Origin of the sequence: Paenibacillus sp. PAMC21692, from assembly GCF_014303795.1 — a bacterium.
Lineage (GTDB): Bacteria > Bacillota > Bacilli > Paenibacillales > Paenibacillaceae > Pristimantibacillus > Pristimantibacillus agaridevorans.
Genome location: NZ_CP060293.1, coordinates 134,652 through 148,009 on the forward strand (window position 1 = coordinate 134,652; position 13,358 = coordinate 148,009).

10 protein-coding genes are annotated in these 13,358 nt (G+C 52.8%); 4 read left to right on the forward strand and 6 right to left on the reverse strand.

The window, feature by feature from the left end; translation table 11 throughout:
- Positions 1-3 precede the first annotated feature (3 nt).
- From H7F31_RS00595 to H7F31_RS00615, 5 genes are all read right to left on the reverse strand, one after another.
- Positions 4-828 (reverse strand): carbohydrate ABC transporter permease, encoded by an 825-nt coding sequence (locus H7F31_RS00595; RefSeq protein ID WP_187102554.1) that lies wholly within the window; start codon positions 826-828, stop codon positions 4-6.
- Positions 821-1,696 (reverse strand): carbohydrate ABC transporter permease, encoded by an 876-nt coding sequence (locus tag H7F31_RS00600; RefSeq protein ID WP_187102555.1) that lies wholly within the window; start codon positions 1,694-1,696, stop codon positions 821-823. Before H7F31_RS00600 ends, H7F31_RS00595 begins: the two co-directional genes overlap by 8 nt.
- Positions 1,697-1,804: 108 nt before the next feature.
- A complete protein-coding gene (locus H7F31_RS00605) occupies positions 1,805-3,115 on the reverse strand; it encodes an ABC transporter substrate-binding protein (RefSeq protein ID WP_187102556.1) in 1,311 nt (436 codons plus the stop codon).
- A gap of 178 nt (positions 3,116-3,293) precedes the next feature.
- Positions 3,294-5,072, reverse strand: a complete 1,779-nt coding sequence (locus tag H7F31_RS00610) for a sensor histidine kinase (RefSeq protein WP_187102557.1) — start codon at positions 5,070-5,072, stop codon at positions 3,294-3,296.
- Entirely contained in the window at positions 5,069-6,664 is a 1,596-nt protein-coding gene (locus tag H7F31_RS00615) for a response regulator transcription factor (RefSeq protein ID WP_187102558.1), read from the reverse strand. Before H7F31_RS00615 ends, H7F31_RS00610 begins: the two co-directional genes overlap by 4 nt.
- Positions 6,665-6,930: 266 nt before the next feature.
- Between H7F31_RS00615 and H7F31_RS00620 the strand changes: the two genes are divergently transcribed.
- Positions 6,931-7,128 (forward strand): hypothetical protein, encoded by a 198-nt coding sequence (locus H7F31_RS00620; protein ID WP_187102559.1) that lies wholly within the window; start codon positions 6,931-6,933, stop codon positions 7,126-7,128.
- 1,038 nt (positions 7,129-8,166) lie between these two features.
- On the opposite strand, the gene speE is transcribed toward H7F31_RS00620, so the two are convergent.
- Complete coding sequence (speE, locus tag H7F31_RS00625; RefSeq protein ID WP_187102560.1) at positions 8,167-8,994, reverse strand: polyamine aminopropyltransferase; 828 nt, start codon at positions 8,992-8,994, stop codon at positions 8,167-8,169.
- A 273-nt stretch (positions 8,995-9,267) separates the two neighbouring features.
- Between speE and H7F31_RS00630 the strand changes: the two genes are divergently transcribed.
- The 3 genes from H7F31_RS00630 (at position 9,268) to cyoA (ending at position 13,358) form a co-directional block, all read left to right on the forward strand.
- Positions 9,268-11,409 carry a transglycosylase domain-containing protein gene (locus tag H7F31_RS00630; RefSeq protein WP_187102561.1) on the forward strand — a complete coding sequence of 714 codons (2,142 nt, stop codon included), beginning with the start codon at positions 9,268-9,270 and terminating at the stop codon, positions 11,407-11,409.
- Between the two features lie 342 nt (positions 11,410-11,751).
- The gene (locus H7F31_RS00635; protein ID WP_187102562.1) at positions 11,752-12,039 is read left to right on the forward strand and encodes a hypothetical protein; all 288 of its coding nucleotides are present in this window, start codon (positions 11,752-11,754) and stop codon (positions 12,037-12,039) included.
- Between the two features lie 416 nt (positions 12,040-12,455).
- Positions 12,456-13,358, forward strand: a complete 903-nt coding sequence (gene cyoA, locus H7F31_RS00640; protein ID WP_187102563.1) for a ubiquinol oxidase subunit II — start codon at positions 12,456-12,458, stop codon at positions 13,356-13,358.

Sequence of the window (13,358 nt, forward strand, 5' to 3'; positions counted from 1 at the left end):
CTGTTACTTCACCGAACCCGTCATGCCCGCCACGAAATGCTTCTGCATCAGAAAGAACACGATGGCCGTAGGCAGTGTCGCGATCAGAATGACAGTCATAATAACTCCGTAATCCGGCGAATAGCTCGAGCCCAGATTCGAGATAAGCAGCGGAACGGTACGTTTCTCTGGCGATTGTAACACAACGAGCGGCCACAAGTAATTGTTCCAGCTCGACATAAACGTAATAATAGCCGCCGCGGCATAAGTCGTCTTCATCGTTGGCACGTAGATGCGGAAGAAGACGCCAAGCTCGCTAAGTCCGTCGATGCGGCCCGCTTCCAGCATATCCCTCGGAAACATCTTCGTGCTCTGGCGAAAGAAGAAGATCAGGAACGCCGTTGTCACCGTCGGCAGAATAACCGAAGAGATCGTATCGATCCCGATAAAAGGCATCGTCCGCGAGATGCTGCCGAACATTCGGTATAGTGGCACCATCAACGCGGCGAACGGAATCATCATGGACAGAAGCAGAATGCTGAACACGATATCCTTCGCTTTGCTCCGGTAAATTTCGAAGCCGTAACCCGCCAGGGAGGCGATCAACATGGCGAGAATCGTCGTCGTGATGGAAATTTGGGCGGAATTAAGCAGCGCCGGCACCAAGTCGATCGTGTCGAACACTTTGCGAAGGTTCTCGAACAGCTCCGCGCCGGGAAGCAGTCTGCCTTGCGTAACGTCGATGGATTTGTTGGTGGCGCTGACGATCATCCACAAAAACGGGAAAATCGAGATAACCGCTGCCAGGCTTAGAAAGACGTACATCAGCGCTCTTTTCACTTTATGCATTCTTATCACCTGCCAATTTGAACTGGAGAATCGAGAAGATCACGATAAGAATAACGATCGCGTACGATACGGTCGCCGCGTAGCCGAAGTCCGGCGTATATTTGAAGGACAGGTTGTAGATATACTGGGACAGCGTCATCGTCGCATTGCCCGGTCCGCCCTTCGTAATGTTCATGACCTCGTCGAACAATTGCAGCGTGCCTATCGTCGACGTGATGGACGTAAACAGAATGATCGGCTTGAGCAGCGGAACCGTAATGCTGCGGAACTGCCTGAATGCCGATGCGCCGTCAATGCGCGCGGCTTCGTAGATGGAGCTGTCGATATTTTGCAGGGCCGACAGATAGAAGATCATGTTGTACCCTGTCCAACGCCAGGTAATGGCGATTATGATCGTAATTTTGGCCCAGAAGGGATCCGTGATCCATTCGATAGGAGCATTCACGATATGCAGCTTGAGCAGCATCGTGTTAATCAGGCCATCAGGCCCGAACAGGTATTTAAAGATAACCGAATAAGCAACCAGCGACGTAACCGCCGGAAGGAAAATCGCCGTACGGAAAAAACCTTTGAGCTTCAAGTTTTTGTCGTTCAGAAGCACCGAGATGAACATGGCAAGCAGGATCATGATCGGAACCTGAATAATCAAGTAAATAAACGTATTTTTCAGCGCCGTGATAAATGTAGAATCCGACAGCAGCCGCTTATAGTTGTCGATCCCGACGAAGTCCAGGTTCGTCCCCGTACCCGACTGGAAGGACATGATAAGCGCCTGGATCATCGGGTAAAAATAAAACAAGCAGATCATGACGATCGCGATGGCTACAAAGGACCAGCTGATGGTGTTCGTCTTCGCCTTCAGATTCATGGCCAGGGCCTCCTCTATTCCAAAAAGAAACCTCGGAAGCCGCCCGCCTGCCACTTCTCGTATAGGCAGCAAGCGGCTGTCCAAGGTTCTCGTTCTCTGTGTTATTGCTTATTTAATTTGGGAATCGGCTTGCTTTTGAGCGTCTGCAAGAACAGCATCGATTGCTTTGCCGTTCAGGAAGTTCTGCATTTCCACCACGAGAATGTCTTCAATCGCGTAAGTGTGCATGCCATAGTTGACGTTAGGGATTTCCGCAGTCCATTTCGCGAAGTCCTGTACGATCTCTTGGCCGCCGAAGAAGTCGTTTTTCGCTTTGTACGCTTCGCCCTCGGATGCGGGCTTGTAAGTGCCGATCGCGCCGATCTCCGTTACGAGCTTCTGGTACAAATCCACGTCTTTGCCAAGCGTAGCGCCGAGGAATTCGGCTGCCGCTTCTTTGCCCGGCACGTTAAGGACGTACCACGAGCTGCCTCCGAGGCTGGATGCGTGTACGGAATTCGCATTGTTCGTCAGCTTAGGCAGCGGGACGATCGCCCATTTGCCGGATTGGTCGGCTGCCGCCGTGATGGATGGGGTAAACCAGTTGCCAGTTGGTACGGATGCCGCTGCGCCGCTATTGTAATTGGCCACGAATTGGCTCCAGTCGGAGTGGATTTTCACGATGTTGGCGTCCATCATTTTTTTGTACGTTTCAAATGCTTCCTTCAGAGCGACGTTGCCGGCCAGATCTGCCGTCTTGCCGTCTTCCTTCAGATACCAGGAGCCCGCGGATTGAATCATGACGCGCAGGATGCCGAGGTCGTTCGGATCAAGGGACAACATTTCTTTTCCTGTCTTTTCCTTCACGGCTTTACCGATTTCGATGTACTGGTCCCAAGTGATGTTTTGCATATCTTCTACCGTGTATCCGGCTTGCTCCAGATAGTCGGTTCTTACATATACGCCGGTAACGCCGGAGTCGAATGGAAGTCCGTAGTTTACGCCGTCCACGCTAGTCGGTCCCAGCTTGTATTCTGCGAAGTCGGAAGCCGTGAAGCTGTCCGTCAGAGGGTGGAACATGTCCGGATAAGCCTGCAGGAAGCTTTGTGCTCGGTAATCCTCGATCAGAACGATGTTCGGAAGACCTTTTGTCGTGCCGGAGCTCATGCCCGTGTTCAGCTTCTGAACGATATCATTTTGAGCGTTCTCGAGGATTTCGATGTTTACGTTAGCGTTGTCGTCGGCGTAAGCTTCCTTAGCCAGATTCATCGCTTTAATATTGAAGTTCGGATCCCATGCCCAAACCGTAAGGTTGGTTTTTTCCGCCGCGTTGTTGCCGCCGTTCGCGCCGCCTTCGTTCGGCGTGTTGTTCGTGTTCGAAGAGCACGCCGCCGTAACAACCATCATGCCGGCGAGCAGAAGAGCCATCATTTTTTTCATTAGTCCAGACCTCCGTTTTATATATGTGGCGAAAGCGGTTCCCGCCTTCTGATAACATCTTAGCATCGGGACAAAAGCGTGCGTTATGAGGATCTTTGCCTTCAATTGTCGGATTGTTATCAGTTGCGCATAAGACGCTTTCTGTCATTTGGAGTATCTTTGGATTATTGGACGATTTTTATTCCTCGATAAGAGGGATGCGGATCTTCACCTTCGTTCCTTGTCCCGGCTGGCTCGTCATCGTCACGCCGTAACTCTCGCCGTAGAGAAGCTTGATGCGCTCGTGCACGTTCTTTACCCCGATGCCGGTAAACAGCTGCCGCCGTCCCTCCCGCTTCGCCAGCTTCTCATCCTCGATTGCCGCCGGATCGAAGCCGTCGCCGTCGTCGACGACCTCGCAGACAAGCGCGTCCGGCTCCTTCGCCGCCATAAAGTAGATGCTGCCTGTCGCCTTGCGGTTGAAGCCATGAAAGAATGCATTTTCGATAAAGGGTTGGATCATCAGCTTCGGCACATGGTACCCCATGCAATCCGGCGCGACAAAATAGTTCATCTTGATCCGATCGCCGTACCGGACATGATTGATGAATACGTAGTTGCGCATATTGACGAGCTCCTGGCTGAGCGTAATCGTCTCGCTGACATTGCCGATCGCGTTCTGCAGCAGCGAGATCAGGGAATTGATTGTTTCGGCCGCCTTCTCCTTGCTGCCCTGCTGCACCATAAATTTCACCGAGGTAAGCGTGTTGTAAAGGAAGTGCGGATTAATCTGCTGCTGCAGCGCCTCCAGCTCCGCATTGCGTTGCTGCTTCTGGGTGTGCACCAGCTCCTTTACGTATTCCTGCAGTTCGTCCATCATGGCGTTGAAGGCCTGCCCCAGCTGCCTCGTCTCGTAGCTTCCGTCCACGGCGACATGATGGTCGAAATCATATTTCGAGATCGTGGAGATCTGCTTCACGAGCCGGGTAAGAGACTTCGTCAGCCTTCTGGAGATGAGAAATACGATAATGAGCGCCGCCGCGACGATGGCAATAACGCTGAGCACGATGGTTCTCGTATCAGTAAGCTGGCCGATCGCCGCTTCCTTGTCGACCAGATTGATCAGGTAGAACCCGAACGGCGCCAGCATCCGAGACAACACGATGCCTTCTTTGCCCATCATCTCCGCATTGACGTAGGGCAGCTCCTTCTCCTCGATATCCTTCGCGTACCGGAGCAGGTCGGGGAACGGCTGTCCCAGCCAGGCTGTACGGTTACTTGATACGATGGCGCCCGCTCCGTCCATAATCGCGACGTCGTTGCCGAAGCTGGTAAAGCTTTCGAAAAACTTCTTGAAGTCCCTCTCCCGAATCGCAAAATAAATCGCGCCGTACACGTCGTCCGTCGTGCGGTCGATGAGCGCCTTGGACGCGACGATCGTCGGCTCCGTTGCCGCTACGCCGGAACGGCTCGAATCATCATATTGATAGTGGATCTTGCGCGGCTCCGCAAGCGTGCGATCGGTTAAGGGATGCTCGCGAAGATTGGCCCCGTACACCGGCCAAAGCGCGGGATCCGTCGTATAGTTCCTTCCGTTCATTCCGATGACCGTAATGCCTACCTCATAAGCGTCCACCAGAGATTGAATTCGTTTAACCTGTTCCACCAAATTGTAATAGGATCGATATTGCTCCAGGGAGCTGCCGTCTCCCTCGGACAGAGCGCCTCTGATCGTGCCGCTCTGCTGGGCGTTGTTGGCCGCCATAACGATGGCATAGCTGAACGCGTCCATATTGCTCGTAATCTGGGCGATGACCTTTGCGTTCGTAATACTGAACGTCTGCATGAATACCCTCTCCGACGTATTGATCGTCGTCCAGGTAGAGGTCACGGATACGGCAATAATCGAGACCACCATAATAATGAACATTTTAATAAACAAACCGTTGTACTTGAATCGATCGAATACGTTCCTCATGACCGCCCCTTCTCTTCTCCCACGAATTGCCTTCGGTAGCGGCTCGGCGACAGCCCCGTCGACTTCTTGAACACCTTGCAGAAGTAGCTGTGGTCGGAGTAGCCCACCATGCCGCTAATCTCGGAGATCATCGCGTCACCCTTGCGCAGCAGCTCCTCTGCCTTCTCGATTCTGACCTTGTGCAAATAATCGACGAACCCCTCGCTGTTATGCGCGGAGAAGTAGCTGGACAGATAGGAGGCATTAAAGTGGAAGTGTTTCGCCATATCCGTCAAGTTCAACGGCTCCGCATAATGCTGGTGGATGTAATCAAGCAGCTTCTTCATGTTGGCGTTGCCCGGCAAAGCGGCTTTGTCCGAGATACATGCCTCCGCCTCGGCGATGAAGGCATCCAGACAACTCAGCGCCTCGGAGGCGGACTTGGCATCCTCGATCGCCTTGAAGTGGCGATACTTGTCCTTCTCAAGCTCTCTCGCGTCATACTCCATATTGCCCAGCAGCACCGTTATATTGAAGACGAGATTGCCCAGGAACGACTTGAAGGCGAACACATCCGTCGTATAATCGCCGGCCATCGCCTTCGCGTGATCGCGCAAATAATGGAAAGCCTGATGGAATTGGCCTCGCTTGAAGTCCTCCGTAAAACGGTTTAAATGGAAGCTCTCCGTTTGCAGCACCGGCGGAGGCAGCTTGCCCTCCTGCAGAACGCCCATATCCGGCAGATAGAAAGCATAACCCAGCAGCCTGGTCAAAGGGCCGTTGTACACGTCGCGCAGCTCCTTCACATCCGGGAACGGCTTCGTGAACGCGATCGGAATACGCTGGCCAGCTGCGGACAAGCTGTCAGCCGCCACGCCTGCTGTACGAACCACCTCGTCCATCGCGCTCTGGTCGGCGTTGATCAACACGGCTCTCAGCTGCCCTTCTATTGGAAGTGCTCGTATAACGGGCAGGTTCCGTTCAGAGCTGGAGCTCGACGCCAGCAAGACCGTTAACTTCTCCTGCAGCTGAACCGCAGAAAGCTGCACGCCTTCCTCCAATACTCGCGGGTCAAAACCGGCTAGCAAGAAGAGCGGATGCGGAAACGTCTCCCGAAGCTCGTCCGCCGAGAAGTCCGCATCGTATCCGGATAAAAGACGCTCCAGCTTCTGCTCCAGGGATGGAGCGTAGCCGCCCCCCGACGACTCCTCGACACCGAGCGAGGGAATACGCTGTGCCGTCATCTTAAGCACCGTCAGCAGATGCTGGAGATCGAGCTTGGGCTTTAAAATATAATCCGCGACGCCGCTCTGAAACGTCGAACGGACATAATCGAATTCGCCGAAGCTGCTTAACACGATCACTTCTATCTCGGGGTAATGCTGCTTGATCTGCCTGGTCAGCTCTTCTCCATCCATGACAGGCATCACGATATCCGTAATGACAATATGCGGCCTCAGCTCGGCGATCCGCTCCAGCGCCTCTTGTCCGTTTGACGCCTCTCCGACAATATGGAAGCCTTCCTGCTCCCACGCCATAAAATGTTTGATTCCCTGTCTAATGAGCACCTCGTCGTCGACGATGAGCACCCTGCAGTATTCGGACGCTGCCATATGGGCCGCACCTCCCGCGCGTAATGAATGTGCTTCTAGTATAGCCGTTCTGCGCGACAACTGTAATGCCCCTTGAAAGCACATGAGCGTAAGCCGTCGATGCTGCGTTTTTCCGAAACTCTGAAATTCTTATTTTGTGCGACAGAACATCAGAAAAGTACCTGCGGGTTACAAATAGACGGGGCGTAGGTAGGGGTGGCAGATGAGGAATGACGGGGAACCAACGTGAACGAACGCGGCTCGAACTCGGAACGGAGGGGGAACTAATGTGGAAAGAACGCGAAACGACAGTGCGGATGGGAACAAGCGTGGGAAAGAACGCGGCTCGAACCAGGGATCGAACGAGCATGGGAAGAACACGCCTCGAACGCGGAACGGAGTGGGAACGAACATGGAAAGAAAGCCGCGGAAGTCTAACGGACATGGTTGAGGCTGTCGATTCATTGTGGACGGCAGCGCAGTGAAGTAAAAGCTGATCGTAACGGACACCACAGTCGCTATTTCGCAAAAATGGGGCCTGTTCAAATCGTAACGGACACAGACGACCTCACTTCCGTCAAAACCGCATAGAATGGGCGGAAATGCACCAAATAGCGTTTCTCCTGTCCGTTAGATTTTCAATTTCGCGAAAATGCTGAAAATAGAGGCTCTGAGGTCCGTTAGCGAAAGCAGAACGTTTCAGCTCCGTTACTCACAATGAATCGACAGCCTCATGCTTGCATCTTAAACGCCGTTATTGCGTCAGCTACGATTCTAACGGACACAGTGGACGCTAAGCCGCGATAATGGGGCGATTTACCTTGCATTTGGTGTTCTAAGAGTTGCTGATGTCCGTTAGGGATTTGAATTTAGTGTTTTTGGTGCGCTAAGCGTCGCTAATGAGGCTGTCTATTCATTGTGCAAAGGTGAAATTGCGGGCAAGTGTCCTGCAAGAAATGAACGGGAGCAACTTTAACGGAAATGAAAAGCGTTATTTCTGCAAAAAGCAGCACTTCGCAAATCTAACGGAACTGACAGCCCTTATGAGGGGTAAAAGTCCGCGGTTTGCCTGGATTTCTCACGAATAACGTCGCAGAGTTCCGTTAGATTTTAAAATCATGCCCAAAGATCCATATAAGGGCCCTCACTTCCGTTAACACATTGGCGATGATGGATTGCAGCTTCATTTCCAGTTTTGCACACAATGTATCGACGGCCTCATTGTTGCAACTTAGACGCCGTTATTGCGTCAGCCCCGATTCTAATGGAAGGCTAATGGAACAACTTTAGCTTATAGCGGACATTTCCACTATATTAAATGGCTATAGCCAAGCCCATTATAGTGGAATTTTCCTAGCGGTTTTCGGCTAACTTGGGTGAATTATAGCGGACTTTCCCGCTATAACAGACGGTTTTGGCCAGGTTCGGCTCAGTATAGCTGACTTTTCCACTATATTGAGCCGAGCCTAAGCCAATCAACTTGGACAGCCTATCATCGGCCGGCAGATACCCCCCCCTTTTTTTTATTTGACCAAATCCTCTACGAATTTCGGCAGTACGAATGCCGCTTTGTGCAGACGGGGCGTGTAATACTTGGTCGCAAGCTCCGGAATGGACGATTCCTCGACCTCAAGCGGATCGTATGTCTTGCTGCCCATCGTAAATGTCCACAGGCCGCTTGGATACGTCGGGATGTTAGCGCCATAAACGCGCACGATCGGGAACACTTCCTTCACGTCGCGGTTCACGCTTTGAATCAGATCCGCCTTGAACCAGGGATTGTCCGTCTGCGCGACGAAGATTCCGTCCTCCTTCAGCGCTTCGTAGATGCCTTGGTAGAAACCGCGCGTGAACAGGTTCGCCGCAGGGCCGACCGGCTCCGTGGAATCCACCATGATGACGTCGTACGCATTTTTGCGATCGTGAATATGCATAAAGCCGTCGCCTACGAGCACTTCGACGCGGGGATTGTCCAGTTCGCCGGCAATGCTCGGCAAATACTTTTTGGAATATTCGATGACCTTGCCGTCGATGTCGACAAGGACCGCTTTTTTCACCTTGGGATGTTTCATCACTTCGCGAATCACGCCGCCGTCGCCGCCCCCTACTACGAGAACATGCTCCGGATCAGGATGCGTGGACAATACCGGATGCGCGACCATCTCGTGATAAACGAACTCATCCTTAACGGTTGTCATAACCATGCCGTCCAGGACCAGCATCGTACCGAACTCTTCCGTTTCGATCATATCCAACTGTTGAAAATCGGTTTGCTCATGGACATACGTTTTCGTAATTTTAGCCGTTATGCCGAAGCTTTCGGTCTGTTTCTCGGTATACCACATTTCCATCGTTGATCCCTTCTTTCCTTTAAAGGTTGTTCAAAAAGTCCGCTTTTGACAATCATACACTCATGCGCTAAAAACCAAACTTTTTGAACTCGCATATTTTAGAAGCGGCACATTTGCTCGCGGTTCAACCTGTATTATAGTGTTTCAAACTCGTTCATTTCGTATGACAACAATATCGGCAAATGAATAGCCTATGCCGCAATTTTCCATACTAGAGGTAGAACTTATGAACATGAAGAACAGAACAACCTCTGCGAAAGGGAGTCGGCAGCTATGACCAAGTCTTCCAATCAGCCCGTCAAGCGGCAGGGCAAGCTGCGCCGCGCCTTCAAATTCCCTCGCCTGTCGGAGCGGCTCCTGGGACCCGCTCTCGTTTTCCGCAAGTGGTCGATTAGGGCAGGTCTGGCCGCTCTGGCCTGTCTGATCCTGCTTGTTGGGCTTTATCTCTATATAAGATCGCAAACCCTGCCAGCATCGTCGGTGAGCCAAACCTCTCAAATGCTGGATATCCATGGAAACGTCATCGACACCTTCCATGCCGGCGAGAACCGACGGTCCGTCGCTCTGGTGGACATCGCGCACGAGCTGATCGACGCGACGCTTGCCATCGAGGATCGCCGCTTCTACGACCATTCCGGATTCGATCTGAGGGGGATGGCGCGAGCCGTCGTCGTTAACGTGCAAGGCATGTCCAAGCTTCAAGGGGCCAGCACGCTCACCCAACAGCTCGCTCGCAATCTCTACCTGAGCCATGAGCGGACTTGGGAACGCAAGCTTAAGGAAGCCGCGTACACGGCCCAACTCGAGATGAGCTACTCCAAGGACGAGATTCTCGCCATGTACTTGAATCAGATCTATTACGGTCATGGCTCGTACGGCGTCGAAGCTGCGGCCATGATGTATTTCGGCAAACACGCCTCGGAGCTGTCGCTGGCCGAAAGCGCCATGCTCGCCGGCATACCGAAAGGACCAAAATATTATTCGCCTTACATGAATATGAAGAACGCCAAGGACCGTCAGTACATCATTCTGGAATCCATGCTGGAGGGCGGCTCTATTACGGAGGAACAAGCGGCGGCGGCTTATGCCGAAGTGCTGGAATTCCAGCCGTTCGGCGGGACGGAGCAAGAAGGTTTCGCCCCGTACTTCCGGGATTATATTAGAAGCGTTGCCGTGGACAAGCTTGGCTTCGACGAAAAGCTGCTTAACGAAGGCGGCATTACGATCTATACGACGCTGGACCAGGAAGTGCAGGCCGCGGCCGAAGAAGCCATCAAAAACGGCATGCCGGAGAGCTCGGAGCAACAGGCCGCGCTGGTCTCCATCGACCCCCGTACCGGCTATATCAAAGCGATGGTGGGAGGACGCGATTATTCGAAAAATCAATACAATCGCGTATTCGCAAGCACTCGTCAGCCTGGTTCGTCGTTTAAACCCTTTTTATATCTGGCCGCCATCCGCAGCGGATTTATGTCTCCCATCACCCGTTTCAAAAGCGAACCTACCGTTTTTACCTACGACGAAGGGCGCAAAACTTACAAACCGAGCAACTACGGAGACAAATATACCGGCGATTATATCGATATGCGGAAAGCCATCAGCGGCTCCGACAATATTTATGCGGTTAACACGATTATGACTGTAGGGGCCGATAAGGTGGTCGAGACGGCCCGTACGTTGGGCATTGACAGCAAGCTGACTCCCGTGCCTTCGCTTGCGCTCGGCACCTCTCCGGTCAGTCCGTACGAGATGGCCTCCGCATACGGCACGTTCGCGAACGGCGGAACGCGGATTGAGCCCGTTGCCATCCTCCGGATTGAAGACCGGAAGGGCAACGTATTATATGAAGCGAAGCCAAAGGCGCAGGAGGCCATTACGCCGGCCGAAGCCTATGTCATGACGAGCCTGCTGGAGAGCGTGTTCGACGAAGGCGGCACCGCCCATCGCGTGGAGGCAACCATTAAGCGCCCCGTCGCCGGCAAGACCGGAACGACGTCGACCGACGCCTGGCTCGTGGGCTATACGCCGGAGCTTGCTACGGCGGTCTGGGTCGGCTACGACAAGGACCGCATGCTCACCGTCGCTGAAGCCCATCGCGCCGCGCCGATCTTTGCGAACTTTATGGAGGATGCCTTGGATGCGGTGCCTCCGAAGATGTTCACGGTGCCCGAAGGCGTCGTTAACGTCTACATCGAGCAAGAGAGCGGCAAGCTGGCGGCGGCCGGCTGCGCCGGTACTACGCGGCTGGAGTCCTTCCTCGCCGGCACGGAGCCGACTGAGGTATGCGGCAACGCGGCTGTCGGAGGCGCCGGAGATTCAGGCGCCGATGGCAGCGGAGGCGCAGGCAAAGGCCGTGCCGGTTCGGAGAAACATCGCTCTTGGTGGCAAGATCTAAAGCGTTGGTGGACGAACTGACATTTCGCTTGCCGAGATCGTTCCCCCGTTCATGCTTGCATCCATTTGTGCCATCCCGCGGTTGAGATAAGTTCGTCAAGTTTCGCATGCTTTTGATCGCATATGCAGCAGGCAGGATCGCCCGTTTTTACGACGGCGGTCCTGCTTTTTCTTTGGCGATTTAGGCATATAAACCTTGTCTCCGGAGGAAGCAAGCTCTATTTGTGACAGCCAAAATAAGATTCCGTGTCAAAAATATGTGCAAATCGTGAATTTTCTTTGAACAATCGACATAAGATGTGTTATAGTGGGTATAAGAATGAAAGAAAGCACTTACATCAATACGTAAGGAGTGTTTCCCCTATGACGACGAAGACTGCAACTATAAGCCAACTGCGGCCAACCAAATCCGACGTTAAACGTCTAGTAAACGTAATGACCCTGATTGCATGGGGTGTCCTCAGCATCGGCGTCCTGCTCTGCCTCATTAATCTTAGCCACTTCAGCGACAAAAACATCGGCCTTATGGTCGGGATCGGCTTTTTAATCGGCAGCGTTCATATCTACGTCATCGGTACGGCTATCGGTCTCGTTCATGCGTGGAAGTCCGAGATGGCGAAGTCGAACTCGAACAATCAATCGCAAGAGTAGCTGCAAACGGCGGATATCGGCCTCGAGTCGAGGTTTTAGCTTTGCGAGGTCCATTTGCGCCAGCTTATAGCAAAAACAGAGAGGAAGCGACAGGGCAACTGTTTCGCTTCTTTTTGTTTTGCTAAAAATATCACAGCACCCCTTGTGACAACTTCCCCATACCTTGCTGCGATGCCTGAAACTCGTTTCGACGTCCACGGACAAGCCTGTTTCAAGCCGCCTGTAATCGCGTTACAAATAGATGAATGCCATTTTACGGGAGGGCTTCGCCTCTTTTGTCTAACTGGTGACTGACAAGTGACGGAACTTTGTCAGAACTAAGTCGAATTGTTTACATCGTCATTCGCGATAGTGTTATTCCGGTTTGATTTTGTTACATTATTCACAAGCTAATGAAATCGAGGAGTGGAACCGCAATGAGACGTTATTATCGAATGCTGGCAACAGCGCTCTTTCTGGCGATGGTTGCCGTGATCTCGGGCTGCAGCAGCGAGCAGTACATCGTGCTTGACCCGAAAGGACCAATCGGACAGCAGCAGAAGGATCTTATCATTATTACTACCCTTCTGTGCGCGGTTATCATCGTGCCCGTCCTTATTTTAACCGCGGTCATCGTTATGCGTTACCGTGATCGCCCCGGCCGCAAAGCGCGCTATACGCCGGATTGGGAGCATAGCACGAAGCTTGAAGTGACATGGTGGACGATTCCGATTGTCATCATCATCGCTCTTGCCGTCATTACTGCTATCTATACGTATAAGCTCGAACCTTCCAAGCCGCTTGAATCGGCGAAAGAACCGATTACGATCGAAGTAACGTCTCTCGACTGGAAGTGGCTGTTCACTTATCCGGATGAGGACATTGCGACCGTCAACTATATCAAGTTTCCCGAAGATACGCCGGTCCGTTTTCAGTTGACGTCCGACAAGGCGATGAATTCCTTCTGGATTCCGCAGCTCGGCGGACAGCTCTACACGATGTCGGGCATGGCCATGACGCTGTTTCTGCAAGCGGATGAGCCGGGCATCTACTACGGCTCGGGCGCTAACTTCAACGGCGAGGACTTCGCTCAGATGACGTTTGACGCGGAAGCTGTCTCGGATGAAGAGTATCAGGCTTGGATACAAGAAGTGAAAGGCGATTCTCCTGCACTGACCCTGGATGGTTACGAGCAGCTCAAGAAGCCGGGACGCTCCGACGTGCAGCTGTTCTCGAGCTTCCCGGAAGGACTGTTCCAATACATCGTGACGCAGTATGTCGAGGACGGCAGCGGCGGTGCGCATGCCCATCACGGTCAAAGCGGGGACAGCGGACAATAA

What these genes read in the sequence shown, in the direction of transcription:
- H7F31_RS00610 (WP_187102557.1), bottom strand. Translation starts at nt 5,072, where the DNA reads ATGAGGAACGTATTCGATCGATTCAAGTACAACGGTTTGTTTATTAAA.
- H7F31_RS00630 (WP_187102561.1), top strand. Translation starts at nt 9,268, where the DNA reads ATGACCAAGTCTTCCAATCAGCCCGTCAAGCGGCAGGGCAAGCTGCGC.
- H7F31_RS00600 (WP_187102555.1), bottom strand. Translation starts at nt 1,696, where the DNA reads ATGAATCTGAAGGCGAAGACGAACACCATCAGCTGGTCCTTTGTAGCC.
- speE (WP_187102560.1), bottom strand. Translation starts at nt 8,994, where the DNA reads ATGGAAATGTGGTATACCGAGAAACAGACCGAAAGCTTCGGCATAACG.
- H7F31_RS00595 (WP_187102554.1), bottom strand. Translation starts at nt 828, where the DNA reads ATGCATAAAGTGAAAAGAGCGCTGATGTACGTCTTTCTAAGCCTGGCA.
- H7F31_RS00615 (WP_187102558.1), bottom strand. Translation starts at nt 6,664, where the DNA reads ATGGCAGCGTCCGAATACTGCAGGGTGCTCATCGTCGACGACGAGGTG.
- H7F31_RS00605 (WP_187102556.1), bottom strand. Translation starts at nt 3,115, where the DNA reads ATGAAAAAAATGATGGCTCTTCTGCTCGCCGGCATGATGGTTGTTACG.
- cyoA (WP_187102563.1), top strand. Translation starts at nt 12,456, where the DNA reads ATGAGACGTTATTATCGAATGCTGGCAACAGCGCTCTTTCTGGCGATG.
- H7F31_RS00635 (WP_187102562.1), top strand. Translation starts at nt 11,752, where the DNA reads ATGACGACGAAGACTGCAACTATAAGCCAACTGCGGCCAACCAAATCC.
- H7F31_RS00620 (WP_187102559.1), top strand. Translation starts at nt 6,931, where the DNA reads ATGTGGAAAGAACGCGAAACGACAGTGCGGATGGGAACAAGCGTGGGA.